At 65.1% G+C, this 15,611-nt stretch carries 17 protein-coding genes and 1 pseudogene; 10 read left to right on the forward strand and 8 right to left on the reverse strand.

The genetic code is table 11. The features are described 5' to 3' along the window. Positions 1-26 precede the first annotated feature (26 nt). Together IEV75_RS08130 and nadC are read left to right on the forward strand one after the other, a co-directional pair. Positions 27-1,556, forward strand: coding sequence for an L-aspartate oxidase (locus IEV75_RS08130; RefSeq protein WP_188452059.1), 1,530 nt, complete (start codon positions 27-29; stop codon positions 1,554-1,556). Beyond that, positions 1,553-2,386 (forward strand): carboxylating nicotinate-nucleotide diphosphorylase, encoded by an 834-nt coding sequence (nadC, locus tag IEV75_RS08135; RefSeq protein WP_188452060.1) that lies wholly within the window; start codon positions 1,553-1,555, stop codon positions 2,384-2,386. Before IEV75_RS08130 ends, nadC begins: the two co-directional genes overlap by 4 nt. A 138-nt stretch (positions 2,387-2,524) precedes the next feature. Here the strand turns inward: nadC and IEV75_RS08140 are convergent, their stop codons facing one another. After that, the gene (locus IEV75_RS08140; RefSeq protein ID WP_188452061.1) at positions 2,525-4,216 is read right to left on the reverse strand and encodes an aminotransferase class V-fold PLP-dependent enzyme; all 1,692 of its coding nucleotides are present in this window, start codon (positions 4,214-4,216) and stop codon (positions 2,525-2,527) included. 108 nt (positions 4,217-4,324) lie between these two features. On the opposite strand from IEV75_RS08140, the gene IEV75_RS08145 reads away from it, so the two are divergent. Beyond that, on the forward strand, positions 4,325-4,780 hold the full coding sequence (locus tag IEV75_RS08145; RefSeq protein WP_188452062.1) for an Lrp/AsnC family transcriptional regulator: 456 nt from the start codon (positions 4,325-4,327) through the stop codon (positions 4,778-4,780). A gap of 375 nt (positions 4,781-5,155) precedes the next feature. On the opposite strand, the pseudogene IEV75_RS14080 reads toward IEV75_RS08145, so the two are convergent. Beyond that, positions 5,156-5,893 (reverse strand): annotated as a pseudogene (locus IEV75_RS14080) (TSCPD domain-containing protein); the annotation flags it as partial. 1,999 nt (positions 5,894-7,892) lie between these two features. On the opposite strand from IEV75_RS14080, the gene IEV75_RS08155 reads away from it, so the two are divergent. The 4 genes from IEV75_RS08155 to IEV75_RS08170 all read left to right on the forward strand — a co-directional run bounded on the left by IEV75_RS08155 (position 7,893) and on the right by IEV75_RS08170 (position 9,803). Continuing rightward, complete coding sequence (locus IEV75_RS08155) at positions 7,893-8,246, forward strand: DUF2200 domain-containing protein (protein WP_188452064.1); 354 nt, start codon at positions 7,893-7,895, stop codon at positions 8,244-8,246. Between the two features lie 89 nt (positions 8,247-8,335). Next, positions 8,336-8,743: an NADH:ubiquinone oxidoreductase subunit NDUFA12 gene (locus IEV75_RS08160; RefSeq protein ID WP_188452065.1), complete on the forward strand. Its 408-nt coding sequence runs from the start codon at positions 8,336-8,338 to the stop codon at positions 8,741-8,743. 7 nt (positions 8,744-8,750) lie between these two features. Next, the gene (gene mlaD / locus IEV75_RS08165; protein ID WP_188452066.1) at positions 8,751-9,206 is read left to right on the forward strand and encodes an outer membrane lipid asymmetry maintenance protein MlaD; all 456 of its coding nucleotides are present in this window, start codon (positions 8,751-8,753) and stop codon (positions 9,204-9,206) included. Positions 9,207-9,284: 78 nt separating this feature from the next. Continuing rightward, complete coding sequence (locus IEV75_RS08170) at positions 9,285-9,803, forward strand: DUF2155 domain-containing protein (protein ID WP_188452067.1); 519 nt, start codon at positions 9,285-9,287, stop codon at positions 9,801-9,803. Here the strand turns inward: IEV75_RS08170 and aat are convergent. The 4 genes from aat to IEV75_RS08190 are packed head-to-tail and all read right to left on the reverse strand — an operon-like array spanning position 9,770 to position 12,751. Further along, positions 9,770-10,363: a leucyl/phenylalanyl-tRNA--protein transferase gene (gene aat / locus IEV75_RS08175; protein ID WP_373290521.1), complete on the reverse strand. Its 594-nt coding sequence runs from the start codon at positions 10,361-10,363 to the stop codon at positions 9,770-9,772. The two genes, IEV75_RS08170 and aat, sit on opposite strands and share 34 nt — an antisense overlap. A gap of 60 nt (positions 10,364-10,423) precedes the next feature. Next, positions 10,424-11,776 (reverse strand): acetyl-CoA carboxylase biotin carboxylase subunit, encoded by a 1,353-nt coding sequence (gene accC / locus IEV75_RS08180; protein ID WP_188452069.1) that lies wholly within the window; start codon positions 11,774-11,776, stop codon positions 10,424-10,426. A gap of 10 nt (positions 11,777-11,786) precedes the next feature. Next, entirely contained in the window at positions 11,787-12,278 is a 492-nt protein-coding gene (gene accB / locus IEV75_RS08185; protein ID WP_188452070.1) for an acetyl-CoA carboxylase biotin carboxyl carrier protein, read from the reverse strand. An 11-nt stretch (positions 12,279-12,289) separates the two neighbouring features. Then, complete coding sequence (locus tag IEV75_RS08190; protein WP_188452071.1) at positions 12,290-12,751, reverse strand: type II 3-dehydroquinate dehydratase; 462 nt, start codon at positions 12,749-12,751, stop codon at positions 12,290-12,292. Between the two features lie 139 nt (positions 12,752-12,890). Here IEV75_RS08190 and thiS point away from each other — a divergent pair, with 139 nt between their 5' ends. Then, positions 12,891-13,127, forward strand: a complete 237-nt coding sequence (thiS, locus tag IEV75_RS08195) for a sulfur carrier protein ThiS (protein ID WP_267905771.1) — start codon at positions 12,891-12,893, stop codon at positions 13,125-13,127. Between the two features lie 4 nt (positions 13,128-13,131). Here the strand turns inward: thiS and IEV75_RS08200 are convergent, their stop codons facing one another. Continuing rightward, positions 13,132-13,305 (reverse strand): hypothetical protein, encoded by a 174-nt coding sequence (locus IEV75_RS08200; protein ID WP_188452072.1) that lies wholly within the window; start codon positions 13,303-13,305, stop codon positions 13,132-13,134. A 95-nt stretch (positions 13,306-13,400) separates the two neighbouring features. Between IEV75_RS08200 and IEV75_RS08205 the strand changes: the two genes are divergently transcribed. Continuing rightward, a complete protein-coding gene (locus IEV75_RS08205) occupies positions 13,401-14,213 on the forward strand; it encodes a thiazole synthase (RefSeq protein ID WP_188452073.1) in 813 nt (270 codons plus the stop codon). Positions 14,214-14,407: 194 nt separating this feature from the next. Then, the gene (locus IEV75_RS08210; RefSeq protein WP_233351799.1) at positions 14,408-14,827 is read left to right on the forward strand and encodes a VOC family protein; all 420 of its coding nucleotides are present in this window, start codon (positions 14,408-14,410) and stop codon (positions 14,825-14,827) included. A 37-nt stretch (positions 14,828-14,864) separates the two neighbouring features. Here IEV75_RS08210 and IEV75_RS08215 read toward each other — a convergent pair whose 3' ends face one another. Next, positions 14,865-15,599: a DsbA family protein gene (locus IEV75_RS08215; RefSeq protein ID WP_188452074.1), complete on the reverse strand. Its 735-nt coding sequence runs from the start codon at positions 15,597-15,599 to the stop codon at positions 14,865-14,867. Positions 15,600-15,611 lie beyond the last annotated feature (12 nt).

Genomic DNA, 15,611 nt, shown 5'->3' on the forward strand with positions numbered 1-15,611 from the left:
GTGAAACGCGAATTAGAGGCTTCGAAGTGACTCACCCCCTCATCATTATCGGCGCTGGCATAGCGGGTCTGTGGACCGCGCTGCATGCCGCCCCGAGCCGGGTGATCCTGCTGACGGGCGCACCTCTGGGGCTGGGCAGTTCCACCGGCTGGGCGCAGGGCGGGGTGGCCGCAGCGCTGGGGGCTGATGACAGCCCGTCCGTGCATGCGCGCGACACGATTGCCGCCGGGGCAGGGCTGGTTAACGAGGCGGCAGCGCGCCTTCTGGCCGAAGCCGGACCGGCCGAGATCGAGGCGCTTTATGCGCTGGGCGCGCCGTTCGAGCGCGAGGCGGGTGGCAGCTGGGCGCTGTCCCGGGAGGCCGCCCATTCGCGTGCCCGTGTGGCACGGGTGAAGGGCGATCAGGCCGGGGCGGGCATACTCGCCGCCCTGATCGAAGCCGCTCAGGCCGCGCCCCATATCGAGATCCGCGAGGGCTGGCGCGCTTCCGGCCTGATTCCCGATGAAAAAGGCGGGTGTGCAGGCGTGATCGCCGTTGATGTGAGCGGCGCGCGTAATGATCTTCTGGCCAGTGACGTTGTGCTGGCAACGGGGAGCCTGTGCGGACTCTATGGCGTGACGACCACGCCCGCGTCCAGCCAGGGACAGGCCCTGGCGTGGGCGGCAAGGCTCGGCGCGGTCATTCAGGACCCGGAATTTGTCCAGTTCCACCCGACGGCCATCGATGTGGGCCGCGATCCGGCACCGCTCGCCACCGAAGCGCTGCGTGGTGAAGGCGCGACGCTGATCGATGCGAAAGGCCATCGCTTCATGCGCGGTGTGCACGCCGACGCGGAGCTCGCCCCGCGCGATGTGGTGGCCCGCGCTGTCCACCGCCAGGTGAAGGCGGGGCGCGGCGCCTATCTCGATGCCCGCAAGGCGGTGGGTGAGGAGTTCCCGGAGCGCTTCCCGGCGGTGTTTGCCGCCTGCATGGCGGCTGGCATTGATCCGCGCGTAGAGCCCATCCCCGTCGCGCCTGCCGCGCACTATCATATGGGCGGGGTGGCGACCGATAGCAGCGGTTTTACCGGCGTGCCGGGCCTGTGGGCGGTGGGTGAATGCGCCTCCACCGGCGTGCACGGCGCGAACCGTCTGGCGTCCAACTCTCTGCTGGAAGGGCTGGTCTTCGGGCGGCGGGCGGCAGAGGCGCTTGCAAACGCGCCGCAGCGCGCGCTGAAGCCCGTTGCGGCCGATCCGGCTCCAGAGCTGCCCGCCGATGCACTGGCGCGCCTACGCACCGCCATGGCGATGCAGGCAGGGGTGGAGCGTGAAGCGGCGGGGCTTGCCCGCCTGCTTGATCTTATCGACACGCTGGAAGCCGCTCATGGCGAGGCCGATGCGCTGATCGCCGCGCGCTTCGTGGCGGCAGGGGCGGTGATGCGCACCGAAAGCCGGGGCGGGCATTTCCGCAGCGATCATCCGATGACGGCAGCGATGGCTGCCCATACCCGCCTGACGCTTGCCGATGCGCGTGCCCTGCATCCGAACGAGTCCCCGCTGGCGGAGCCTGCCGAATGAACAGCGCCTACTTGCATGACATTGTTGCCCGCGCGCTGGCAGAGGATCTGGGCGGGCGCGGCGATGTGACGAGCGAAGCGGTGATCCCCGCCCACGCCCATGCCGCGTTCGTTATCGCGGCGCGGGGGACAGGCGTGCTGGCCGGGCAGGCGGTAGCGGCTGAGGTCTTCCGCCAGTGCGATCCCGCACTCAAGACCTATTGGCGCGCGAAGGATGGCGACACGCTGGCCGCAGACGATGTGGTGCTGGCGGTGGAAGGGTCTGTTCGTGCCATCCTGATGGCCGAGCGCACGGCGCTGAACTTCCTCGGGCGCTTGAGCGGCATTGCCACGCTGACGCGCGAATATGTGGAGGCGGTGACAGGCACGGGCGCGAAAATCGCCCACACACGCAAGACGACGCCGACCCTTCGCGCGCTGGAACTGGCTGCGGTGCGCGCTGGCGGCGGGGCCAGTCATCGCTTCGGGCTCGATGACGCCATCCTGATCAAGGACAATCACGTGGCCGTCGCAGGCAGTGTCGGTGAGGCCGTTCGGCGGGCGAAAGCCCATGCCGGGCACATGACCCGCGTGGCGGTCGAGATTGACCGGCTGGGCCAGCTCGATGAAGCGCTGGCAGCAGGCGCCGAGAGCGTGCTGCTGGATAATTTTTCGCTGGATGACATGAAGGCCGCCGTGAAAGCCGCCAAGGGCAAGGCGATCCTGGAGGCGTCGGGCGGCGTGACCCTCTCAACCATCCGCGCCATCGCCGAAACCGGCGTTGACGTGATCTCGGTAGGCGCACTCACGCACTCGGCCCCGAATTTCGATTTCGGCATGGATGAGGGGTAGTTTTTCTCCCGTCACCCATCATTGTCATGGCCCGGTTTATCCGGGCCACCCATGCCCGAGAGGTTCCGCCGGATCGTGCTTTGCAGGCATGGGTCACCCGCATGCGCGGGTGATGACAGACGGAGAGAGACCCAGAATCTACTCCACCGGAAGGGAAAACTGGCGCAAGTGCTCCACCGGCTCAGGCAGTCTGGGCCGGGCATCCGGGCAGGGTGAGAGGGCGCAAGCGCGCGCCCGTGCTTCGTCCAGCAGGGCGGCAAACAGCGCGCCGCGGTCTTTAGAGCGTTCGCCGCAGAGCGCCTCGCGTGCATCCATGCGTGCCGCCCCGCGCCAGCTCCACGCGCCGGTGGTCACGTCGAAGCGGTAGAGATCGAGGAATTTCCAGCCCTCAGCCGACAGAAAGGCGATGGCGTTGATGAGATAGTCAATCTCCGCCTCGTCCATCGCCCAATGCAGGCTGACCCGGCTCCAGCCCGGCCTCAGGCCCGCATGGCCGGACAGCACGGCGTCGCGATAGGCCAGTGCCTCATCCTGGTCCAGCCCCAGAAGATCGTGGGCGTACGGCCCGGCGCAGGCACAGCCCGCACGCGCCTGAATGCCGAACAGATCACTCAAAAGCGTCGTCACGAAGCGCGGGTGCAGCCAGCCGCCGCGCGGATCACGCACGTTGAATGACACGATGGCGAGCCGCCGGGCCGGGTCTTTCGGCCCGAGAATTTCCACGCCCGGACAGGTCTGCCACGCCGCGAAAGCGCGCTCCAGATAGTCCTGTTCGATTGCGTGCAGGCGCTCCAGTCCGAGTGCATCGCGCAGCTCCAGCGCCAAAGCGGCGCGCACCAGCTGGGGCAGGCCCGGCGTGCCGGCCTTCTCGCGCGCTTCCACATCGTCCAGGAAGTCATGCCCGCCATCCCAGACATAGCGCACCGTGCCGCCCGCGCAGCAGGTGGGGGGCAGGTCATTGCGATAGAGGGCCTTGTTGAACACCAGAACGCCGCACGATCCCGGCCCGCCGACAAATTTGTGCGGCGAGAAGGACACCGCATCGATCGCGGCATCGGGGTCATCTGCGGGGTGCATATCGATGGCCGTGTAGGGGGCCGACGCCGCGCAATCGAGCGCCAGAATGGCGTCATGCGCGTGCAGCAGCTTTGCCAGGCGGCGCACATCTGTGATGATGCCGGTGACGTTGGAGGCCGCCGAGAACGCGCCTATGCGCGCCCGGCCCCGCCATTGCGGCGCTTTAAGCAGGGTTTCCAGCGCCGCATAGTCTATCCCGCCATCGGGGCAGAGCTTTACCCGCACCACTTCGGCCATGCTTTCGCGCCAGCTCAGCTCGTTGGAATGGTGCTCGTACGGCCCGACAAACACGACCGGACGCGTGGCCGCCAGATGGGCTTCCAGAGCCGCTTTGGCTTCTGGCCCCAGAGCGGCGCTGACCGCATCGCCCATGCGGGCAAGGCTGGCGGGCGGGCAGGCAATGCCCAGAATTTCCTGCAGCTTGTGGATGGCGGCGGTGGCGCCTGTGCCGCAGGGGATGAGGGCGTCGTCTTCAGAGGCGTTCACCGCGCGCCTGATGGTGGCCTCGGCCTGTTTCAGCCAGGCATTGGAGGCACGGCCGGTGGCGCTGTCTTCGGTATGCGGATTGGCGAGGAGTGCATGGAGCGCATTGATCTGGTCTTCCACCGCGCGGTGCGGGCGGCCGGAGGCGGTATAGTCTGCATAGACAAGCGTGCGCTCCCCGAACGGCGTGCGGATCATGCCATGCCGGGCGGTCAGCCCTTCGCGCAGCGCGTCCACTGCCTGAGTGCCGGAAATGTCTGTTGCAGCCATGATCCCTCCTGTGGTGGTCAGGAAACCATGCTTTGGGGAGTGGTTTTGACTTATTTCATCGCGTAACAGCGCGTATAGTGGTGATAATCACCATGAAAGGGCGCGCTCATGCAGCTTGACGACCACGACCGGAAGATATTGCGCCTTTTGCAGGCCAATGCCGATCAGACCGTGCAGGAGCTGGCCGATGCGGTGGGCCTCAGCGCCACGCCGGTCAACCGGCGCATCAAGCGCATGGAGGAGGCGGGGCTGATCCGGGGCCGTGTCGCGCTGATCGATCAGGAAGGGCTGGGCCTTCGCGCCACGCTTTTCATCTTCGTGAAAACCAGCCGCCATGATGCAGACTGGCTGGAGCGCTTCTCGAAGGGGGTGGCCCGTCTGCCGGAAGTCATCGAGTTCTACCGGATGAGCGGAGAAGTGGATTACCTCATCAAGATCGCCCTGCCGGAGATCGCCGACTACGACGCCTTCTATAAAAAGCTCATCGCCATCGCGCCGCTGTCGGATGTCAGCGCCAGTTTTGCCATGGAAGCGATCAAAAACACGACCGAGCTGCCGGTTTGAGATTCCTTTTCCCCTCGTCCTTCGAGACGTTCGTTTCGCTCACCCTCAGGATGAGGGAAAAGCATCACAAGCCCTCATCCTGAGGGGCTTCGTTAGAAGCCGTCTCGAAGGACGAGGGCGCGCCTTACCCTTCCTCTGCGTTTCACCGGCTTGAGGCCGGTGCCCAGTCTTTCTGGACCCCGACTTTCGTCGGGGAAACGCGATGATTCCCGATTGTCTCAAGCGGTACGGCGCATCGGTGTCTCCCCCCGCCTGCGGGGGGAGTGCCGCGAAGCGGCGAGGGGGGGTAACTCAAAACAAGCTCCCCCCTCCGTCAGCTGCGCTGACACCTCCCCCGTTCACGGGGGAGGACAACGCCTCACCGCATAGCGCCCCTCACCCCTCCGGCAGCGCACCCTGCCAATCGCAGGCCTCGCAACTGAGTTCGGTACCCGCTTCAACGAGCGTGAAATGCCCGCATTTGGGGCAGGGTTCGCCCGAATAGACCGGTTCTGGCCGCGTGGCGGGCGAGGCATCGCCCTTGCGCCCTGATCCGCTGGCGGGTGTGGGGTTGGGTTTGCGCGGTTGGCTGCCCAGCATCACCACATTGTCGGGCAGCTGCCCGCGCGAAAAGCCCTTGGAGATCAGGCGCGAGGCTTCCTCGCCGGTGATGACCTTCTCATTGGCTACGCCTGTACCAATGCCGCCCGGATCGGATTTGCGCGCATCGGTCTGGGCCAGGTCCTCGCGGCCCAGATAGGAGACGCCGAGCTCGCGGAAGAGATAGTCCAGGATCGAGGTCGCGTGCTTGATGGAGTCGTTGCCTTCCACCGGCCCGGCGGGTTCAAAACGCGTGAACACATAGGCATCGACATATTCTTCCAGCGGCACGCCGTATTGCAGGCCGATGGAGATGGAAATGGCGAAATTGTTCATCAGCGAGCGGAAGGCTGCGCCCTCCTTGTGCATGTCGATAAAAATCTCGCCGAGCTCGCCATCTTCAAACTCGCCGGTGTGCAGATAGACCTTGTGGCCACCCACAGTGGACTTCTGGATGTAGCCTTTGCGGCGGTCGGGCAGCTTGCGTCGGCTGGCCGCGCGCTCCACGGGCCGTTCCACCACGCGCTCGACAATGCGCTCTTCGGTGAAGACCGGGCGTTCGCCCCGGTCGGCGCTGTCAAACTCGATCGTGGCCAGCAGATCGTAGAGCGCCTCGCCTTCGCGGCGGATGCGGATGGCTTTAAGGCCCTCACGCGCCGCCGACAGGATGAGCGCGGACACATCGTCAATCGTGGCGTGACCGGGCAGGACCAGATCAAGCCCTGCAGGCGCTTCCAGAGCGCTCTCCAGCGCCGCTGCCATGGCAAGGCGGGCCTCGGGAGTCACGGGCGCCAGCGCCGCTCTAAACGCCTCTGGCAGGGCCTCACAGGTGTGCAGCTCGCCCGTGCCATGCACCCAGCGCTCTGCCGCCTCGATTTCCAGCGCGGAGACGCCGAACGCCTCCAGCAGGCGCGTACCGGCCTGCTCCAGCCGCTCCGGGCTCAGCCCGCAACGCTGGGCGATCTCGTCGCCCACCGTCCAGCGGTTGAAGGCGTGACGCACCGGCGCGCCGTCGGCGATCATCGTCTCGATGCGGGCCAGGGCGGTATCGTCCAGCCCTGCCTCTTTCAGCGCGCCGAGCCAGGCCGGGTTGAGGCCCGACAGCGTGCCTGCGCCAAAGGCGTGGGCGAGGGCGGCCTTCGTCGTGTCGGCGTCCAGCCCCGCCAGCAGGGTTTGCGCAAAGCCCCGCGCGGCGGGCGAGTTGCTGGCAAGGCCTGCCGGGTCGATCCCGTGTGTGGCGAGCGCCAGATAGCCCGCGATCTCGGCCGGCACGGGCCCGGCGATGACCGGAGCGGCGCTGGCTTTGCGAACGAGGTTCGCCAGCGCAGCGGCGCGGGCGCGGCCCTCATCGCTGTCATAGGCGAGGTTTTCAAGCGCCAGACATGCGCCAAGGCCCGCCAGCAGCAGGCTGCCTTCGGCCTTGTGGGCCACCAGCCCCCACAGCGCCGCAGCGTGTTCCAGCGCGGTGTCGTCGCCTGCAAAGGCGGACAGGTCCAGCACGACGGCCGGTTCGGGCAGAACCGCATCGTCAAAGCGCAAGGCGGGCTGGCCGTGGGTCCAGATCGTCGCGGCGAGATCACGCAAGAAAGCGCGCGCGCCCTGATCGGTATCGGTCAACAGGTTCGCGCCAATCTCGATCACCGGATTGACCGGCATGTCGGGCACGAAGCCTGCGCCATCCTCGATCGTGTCCAGCCCCTGGCGGGCTCTTGCAATCGCGCGCTCGATCATCGCGTCCGGCACACCGTCGCGCCGCGCGGCGCGCACAGAGCGGGCAAGGGCGCGGTTATGCCGCGGGTCAAAGCACTCGCCCTCGCTGCCATCGCAGTTGATGCAGGCGAGCGCCACCGCCTCCAGCCGGTCGCGCACGATACGCGCGCCGACATCGCTGGCGGCTCCCGCCATGGCGGTGGTGTTGATCATGCTGATAAGCGCACCTGCTTCGAACGGGCCGCTGGCCAGCGTTTCCAGCGGCATGTCGGCCTCTGCCTCGCCGCGCCACAGGTGCGGGGCCGGGCAGGCTTCGCGCGCGGCAAGGCTGGCCAGGATTTCTGCCGTCTCGATACTGTCCGGCTTCACGCCCGCCAGAGCGGCCAGCGAGGCGGCGGTGCTTTCCAGCGCCTTGCGCCCGTCCAGCGTGCCGCCCGAAACATCCGCCCCGGTGAGCAGGCCCAGTGCCGTGACGGCGCTGTCAGGCCAGTCTGCGGGCGCGCTGATCTTCACCGCATGGGGGGTGAGCGCGTCCGGGTCGGCATTGCCCGCCAGATGCTCGGCAAAGTCCAGCCCCGCCAGCGGATCGGCACCTTCTTTGGTCAGGCGGCGTTGGATCGTCATGGCGCGGACACTTCCCTTCTTGCCGCCCTGTGGGCGGCGGGCCTTCTCGCCGCCCCTTGGAATGCATCAGGGCAGCGGACGCGAATCACTCATTGCAAATGATACCGCCGCGAGGGCCGGTGAGTCGAAGGATGGGGTGGGTTGTGCACGTCAAGAGGGGTGAGGTAGTTTCAGGGCAGCCTGACAGGAAGCTCGCCGCATGGAAAACCACCGGATATTCACCACCAGCTTTGCGAGCGTGTATCCCCACTACGTCAACAAGGCGGAGCGCAAGGGCCGCACGAAAGCGGAGGTTGACCAGATTATCTTCTGGCTCACCGGCTATGACGCGGCGGGGCTGGAGAGTGTGCTGGAAAACAAGACCGATTTTGAGACCTTCTTTGCCAAGGCCCCGGCGATGAATCCGGCGCGTGAGCTGATCAAGGGCGTGGTCTGCGGCGTGCGCGTAGAGGAGGTGGAGCATCCGCTGATGCGTGAGATCCGCTATCTCGACAAGCTGGTGGACGAGCTGGCGCGCGGCAAGGTGATGGAGAAAATCCTGCGCACGGCCTGAGGATGCAGCCCGCCGCACTGGACGCAGACGCGCTTGATAGGCATATACCGTCACACCTGATTTGATGTTTCGCGAGGGGCGGACCTGCCATGCTCGACTTCATTGGACGACTGTTTGCCTGGTGGAATGGCGCGACGCTGGGCGCGCTGTGGACAATTCGCCGTGGCGGCAAGCTCGTCGGCGAGGATGATTACGGCAATCGCTATTATCAGGAACGCAAGAGCGGTTCGGGCGCCGATGGCGTGCCGCGCCGCTGGGTGATCTATAACGGCTATGCCGATGCCTCGCGCGTGCCGGCAGACTGGCATGGCTGGCTGCACCACACCTTTGCCGAAGCCCCCGTCGATGCGCCCCTGCCGCGCCGCGAATGGGAGCTCGATCACAAGCCGAATATGACCGGCACGGTCTATGCCTACCGCCCGGCCGGCTCGCTGGCCGATCCACGTCCGCGTGCGCGGTCGACGGCGGATTATGAAAGCTGGAACCCGGAAGGCTAGGTAAACCATGCGCGGCGGAGCGGTTCTCGAAACACTGGTTGGCGTGATCGTGCTGGTTGTCGCGGTGGTTTTCCTCGTGTTCGCACAAGGGCGTCTGGATTCTGACCCGTCTTCGGGCGGGTATGAGGTCAATGCACGCTTCTCCGAAATCGGTGCACTGACACGCGGCGCCGAAGTGCGCGTATCCGGCGTGCCGGTTGGCTCGGTGACGGCGATTGATCTCGACACGCAGACCTATTTTGCGCAAGTCACCTTGCGCCTGCGCCGCGATGTGATGCTGCCGTCTGATTCCACCGCCAAGATCACGGCCTCCGGCCTGCTGGGCGGGGCCTATGTGGAGATCGAGGCGGGCGGCGACGAGGAGATGATCGCCGAGGGCGGGGAGATCATGTTCACGCAAGGCGCGGTCGATCTGTTCGAGCTGATCGGCGGTTTCGTGTCCGGCGGCGGTGGCGGCAACTAGGGCGCTGCCGGCCCTGGAAAATCGCCCTTGTGCTGCCGCATTGCGCTGGTGAGTATGGGGCGAGGGAGTATTTCACCGATGACATTGCTGACCCGCCTTTTGCCCGTCTGCGCATTTGCAGTCGCCAGCCTGATCCTCGCTTCTGCCGCCTTCGCCCAGGAGGGTGACGAGCCCGGCTCGTTCGAGGACTGGGAAGAGGGTGTCGAAGAGCCCCAGACCGCCGAGCCGCTGGTCCAGCAGGAGCAGCAGCGGCGCACGCAGCGGCCCGGAGAGCTCAGCTCGCGTCCCGGCACGATTGCGGTGCTGCGCGGGCTCGACAAGGTGACGGCGCGCACGCGCGATTTCGAGGTCAATGTCGGCGATACCTACACGTTCGGCGCGCTGGACATCACCGTGCGCTATTGCCGCCGCCGCCCGCCCGAGGAGCCGCCGGAAGTCTTCGTCTTCATGGAAATCGATGACCAGCGCACGGACGGGTTCGGCGCGGGCGATGAGGGCGAGCGCCTGTTTTCGGGGTGGATGTTTGCTTCCAACCCCGCGCTCAACGCCCTCGATCATCCGGTCTATGATGTCTGGGTGATTGACTGCAGGAGCTGACGTCCGCTCAGCCCTTCGGGCATCGCAAAGAACCGGCCGTCTTCCTTCAGCGCGGCGCGCAAGAGCCGGTGATAGGCATTGCGGGTGATCGTCTGTGCGCCAAAGCGCTGCAGATGATCGGTAATGAACTGGGTATCCAGCAGGGTGTAGCCGCCCGTTTTCAGCCGCGCGACGAGGTGGACAAGCGCCACCTTTGACGCATCGGTCTGCCGCGAGAACATGCTCTCGCCAAAGAAGGCACCGCCCAGGCTGACGCCGTAAAGACCGCCTACCAGCTCGCCCTCATGCCAGCACTCCAGCGAATGGGCATGGCCGCGCTCGTGCAGCTCGCCATAGAGATTGCGGATCGGATCATTGATCCAGGTGTTTTCCCGGCCCCGTGCCGGCGCGGCGCAATGGTCGACCACTATCGGAAAACACCGGTTCACGGTGACGTGGAAACGGTCCTTGCGTACCGTTTTGGCCAGGCTGCGCGGGATATGAAACTGGTCCAGTGCAATGACGCCGCGCTCGTCAGGATCGAGCAGGAAGACGCGCGGATCGTCCCGGTCTTCGGCCATCGGGAAGACGCCGCGCGCATAGCATTCCAGCAGCTCTTTGGCGCCGAAGCCTCGCAAGGCTCAAGCCTTCGCGTTGCGCTCGGCCAGCCAGCTTTCGAGCCAGCGGATATGATAATCACCGCTGATGAAGTCCGGTTCTTCCAGCAGATCGAGATGGAGCGGGATGGTGGTTTCGATGCCGCCGATGACCATTTCCTTGAGTGCCCGTTTCAACCGCATGATCGCCTCATGCCGGTCGCGCCCATGCACGATCAGCTTGCCGATCAGGCTGTCATAATAGGGCGGGATGGAATAGCCGGCATACAGACCGGAATCGAGGCGCACGCCGGGACCGCCGGGGGCATGGAATTCCGTTACCTTCCCCGGCGAAGGCGTAAAGGTGTACGGGTTTTCCGCATTGATACGGCATTCGATAGACCAGCCATTGACCTTGATGTCGTCCTGACTGAGTTCCAGCTTCTCGCCCGCGGCCACACGGATCTGCTCGCGCACCAGATCGATGCCGGTGATGAGCTCGGTAACGGGGTGCTCCACCTGCAGGCGGGTATTCATCTCGATGAAGAAGAACTCGCCATTCTCGTAGAGGAATTCCACCGTGCCGGCGCCGCGATAGCCGATCGTGGAGACGGCTTTGCGTACGATCTCGCCGATGCGTGAGCGCTCTTCAGGGGTGAGGGCCACCGAAGGGGCTTCCTCAAGGATTTTCTGGTGGCGGCGCTGCAGCGAGCAGTCCCGCTCGGCCAGATGCAGCACATTGCCGTGCTCATCGGCCATCACCTGGATCTCGATATGGCGCGGCTTGCCGAGATAGCGCTCGATATAGACCGCGCCATCGCCAAAGGCGGCCTGTGCCTCGGTGGAGGCGGTCTGCAGCGCGCTTTCCAGCTTGTCTTCGGTCTCGGCCACCTTCATGCCGCGCCCGCCGCCACCGGCAGCTGCCTTGATGAGGACCGGGAAGCCGACTTCCTTGGCGACTTTGCGCGCTTCTGCCATGTCGGAGATCGCGCCGGCCGAGCCGGGGACGACAGGGATTCCCGCCTCGACCGCGGCTTTCTTGGCGGTGATCTTGTCGCCCATCAGGCGGATGGTTTCAGGCCGAGGCCCGATAAAGGTCAGGCCATGAGCCTCCACGATCTCGGCAAAGCGGGCGTTTTCCGACAGGAAGCCGTAGCCGGGGTGGATGGCCTGCGCGCCGGTGATCTCGGCGGCGGCGATGATGGCCGGAATATGCAGATAGGAGCGCGCCGCCGGGGGCGGGCCCAGGCACACGCTCTCATCAGCCAGCTTGACGTGCATGGCTTCTGAATCGGCCTCGGAATGGACCGCCACGGTGCGGATGCCCATTTCCTGGCAGGCCCGGTGCACGCGCAGGGCGATCTCGCCCCGGTTCGCGATCAGGATTTTCTCAAACATGGGCCCGCTCCTAGATAAGTGTGAAGAGCGGCTCGCCGTATTCGACAGGCTGGGCATCGCTGACCAGCAATTCACCGATCTTGCCCGAGCGTGGCGCGGTGATCGGGTTGAAGGTCTTCATCGCCTCGATCAGCAGGATGGTGTCGCCTTCCTTCACGCTCTGGCCGGGTTTGACGAAATTGTCGGCATCCGGGTTGGGGCGCAGATAGACCGTGCCGACCATGGGCGAGTTCACGGCGTTGGCGGCCTTGGCTGCTGCCGGGGCCGGATCGGCAGAGGGAGCAGCTGCCACAGGCGCGGGCGGAGCAGCAGGTGCAGCGGCTGTGGCCGGTGCCATCGGCGCGGCCTGCGTGTAGACCGGCGCCGGCAGTTCGCGCGCGACGCGGATATGCAGCTCTCCTTGCGCGACCTCGATCTCGGTCAGCTCGGTGTCATTGAGAATGTCCGCGAGCTGGCGGATGAGTTTCGGGTCGATACCGGGTTTGGAGGGCGTGGAAGCCATGTCGGGAACCTTTATGCTTTTGTCTTTGGGCCGGACGCGGCGATCAGCGCGTGGGCGGCCTCTATGCCAAGGATGTAGCTGCGGGCGCCGAACCCGCTGATTGTGCCGGAAACGGCGCTGGAAACATAGGAGTGATGGCGGAACGCCTCGCGTGCAGCCGGTTGGGACAGATGTATCTCTATGGCCGGAATGGGGATCGCCTTCAAGGCGTCGTGCAGCGCAATAGATGTATGGCCATAGCCTGCAGGGTTGATGATTAGGGCGGAGGCCTCGCGTCCGGCCTCCTGCACGGCATCGATCAGCACGCCCTCATGATTGGTCTGGCGAAAATCGATGGTGTGTCCGAGCATGTGGGCATGCTCTGCGCATGCCGCCTCGATATCGGACAGCGTGGCATAGCCATATATATCCGGCTCGCGTGTGCCGAGCAGGTTGAGATTGGGCCCGTTCAGGATGAAAAGCGGCCTTGCCACCTGTACACTGTCCCCCGGCTGGTCCGTGCTTGTGCGCCGGGGCGGTGCAAAACCCGGACCGCGGCGCCATATGTCGTTTCTACGACGCCTCGCGCCGTATAAACAAGGACCACCGGCATTTTAAGGGAAACGGGACGCCATGACGAAGACCGCCAGCGCCGCCACTGATACCGCCATTCGCGTAACGCTGAATGGTGAGGCGCGCGACCTGCCCGCTGGCCTGTCGCTGTCGGCCATGCTGAGCCATCTGGGGCTGGATCCGCGCAAAGTGGCCGTGGAGCGCAATCTGGAGATCGCGCCGCGCTCTGCCTATGACGAGATCGCGATTGCCGATGGCGACCGGCTGGAAATCGTCCAGTTTGTGGGGGGCGGGTAGGGCGCTAACCCTTCTTTTTCCCCACGGCGCCCAGCACCACAATCATGGTGAAGCAGATCAGCCCGCCAATCATCAGCGGCAGGCTGTCTTCAAATGGCGTGCCTGTGAACGTGCGGTAAGCCGCATAGCCCCAGTTCAGAAGTCCGACGATGGCCAGAACGATGCTGGCGCCTTTCATGGCAGGATGCATGGTGTGTCTCCCCGTTCCCCGTTGACACTGGCCCCTTCAACAGGGGCGTGACGAGAGGATAGGCGCGCGTTACAACGCCGTCCATGACCGAAAAATCCTCCCCCGACACCGCTCCCGCCCTGCCTGAAGACCGCCCCTTCACGGTGGCCGGGCGTACGTTCCAGTCGCGCCTCATCATCGGCACGGGCAAGTATAAGAGCTACGCCCAGAACGCCGAGGCGCTCAAAGCCTCCGGCGCCGAGATCATCACGGTCGCGCTGCGCCGGGTCAATTTGTCCGATCCCAGCCAGCCCATGCTGGTTGATCATATCGACCCGAAGAAGGTCACTTTCCTGCCCAACACGGCCGGGTGCTTTACCGGCGAGGACGCCGTGCGCACGCTGCGCCTGGCGCGCGAGGCCGGCGGCTGGAATCTGGTGAAACTGGAAGTCCTGTCAGACCCCAAGCATCTCTACCCGGATATGGAGGAGACGCTGCGCGCCACGCAGATGCTCATCAAGGACGGGTTTGATGTGATGGTCTACTGCTCTGATGACCCTGTATACGCCCGCAAGCTGGAAGACGCCGGGGCGTGCGCGATCATGCCGCTGGGCGCGCCCATCGGCTCGGGGCTCGGCATCCAGAACCCGGTCAATATCCGCCTCATAATCGAAGCGGCCAAGGTGCCGGTCATTGTCGATGCGGGCGTCGGCACGGCGTCGGATGCCGCCATCGCCATGGAGCTGGGCTGTGACGGCGTGCTGATGAATACTGCCATTGCCGAAGCCAAAGACCCGGTGCGCATGGCCAGCGCCATGAAGCACGCCGTTATCGCAGGGCGCGAAGCCTATCTGGCGGGCCGCATGGCGAAAAAGCGCTATGCCGACCCGTCCAGCCCGCTGGCGGGGCTGATTTAGGCTTTCTCATATATCCGTCCATTTATTCGTCATTCCCGCGCAGGCGGGAATCCAGACGATCATGAAGCTCTGCCCTTAGCCAGTTGGCTCTGGGTTCCCGCCTGCGCGGGAACGACGAAGGGAGAGACACTCCCCTTGACATGTTCTGTTAATGTTCCGATTGTTCCGGAATATCTGAACAAGGATCCCCGCCCATGATGGAAGCGCGCCTGTCCCTCGTCACGCTGGGCGTGGCGGACCTTGCCCGGTCGAAGGCCTTCTACGAAGCGATGGGGTTCAAAATCGCCTTCGCGAACGATCAGATCGTCTTTCTGCCGATGGGCGGGCTGGTGCTGGCCCTGTTCGGCCAGCGCGATCTTGATGCCGACATGGCACGCGAGAATGCCGGGCATGGCCATATCGCGCTCGCCCACAACACCCGCAGCGAGGCCGAGGTGGACGCGATCATCGATCACGCCGTGGCCAGCGGCGGCAGCCTTCTCAAGGCCGCGCACAAGGCCGATTCGGGCGGGTATTCAGGCTATTTCGCGGACCCGGACGGCCACGCCTGGGAGATTGCCTTCAATCCCCACTGGACGATAGATGCCGAAGGGCGGATCAATATGGGTTCCTGACGGCGCGTCCCGCTCCGCCAGTGGCCATGTGTGCGCGCTAGCCTTCCAGCGCCGCAGCCACGATCCGGTTGAGACGGCCGATATCGGCGCCGGGAATGACTTCGTCCCCGATCACGAAAAAGGGCGTGCCGCTGACCCCTACCGAGCGCGCAAGCTGGTAGACATTGTCGAGATGTTCCTCGATCTCCGGTGCGGCCATTGCCGCGCGCAGAGCCTGTGTTTCAATCCCGTGATCCGCGGCGATCTGGTTGATCCGCTCAGGCGTCATCGGGTTTCCTGCCTGCATTAGTGAGTCATGAAAGGCGGGATAGGTTTCAGGCGCGATATTCCATACTGCCAGTGCCGCGCGGGCGGCTTCCTCGGAGGTTTCACCCAGCAGGGGCAATTCCTTGTAGATGACGCGAATACGGCCTTCATGCCGCTCCATGACGTCCGCCATCCAGTCATTCGCCTGGCGGCAGTAGGGACAACGATAATCGAAGAACTCGACAATCGTCAGCTCTGCGTCGGCGGGCCCGATGACCGGATCTTGCGCATCCTGAAAAAGCGCATCGCGGTATTGGATGGCGCCGGCGGCGAGCTGGGCCTGTTCACGCGAACGCGCACGGCGCTGGAGTTCGACCAGCGCCTCCTCGATTACCTCCGGGTTTTCCACGATATAGCGGTGGACAATCGCCTCGATCGCGGCGGTGTCAGGTTCCTCTGCATCACCATTGGCTGGCGAGCAGGCGGCCATGAGGCAGGCGGCCAGAAGGCCGGTCAGAAAGCGCATCTCGTTTTCCTT

This window comes from Glycocaulis albus (assembly GCF_014639075.1).
Classification (GTDB): domain Bacteria; phylum Pseudomonadota; class Alphaproteobacteria; order Caulobacterales; family Maricaulaceae; genus Glycocaulis; species Glycocaulis albus.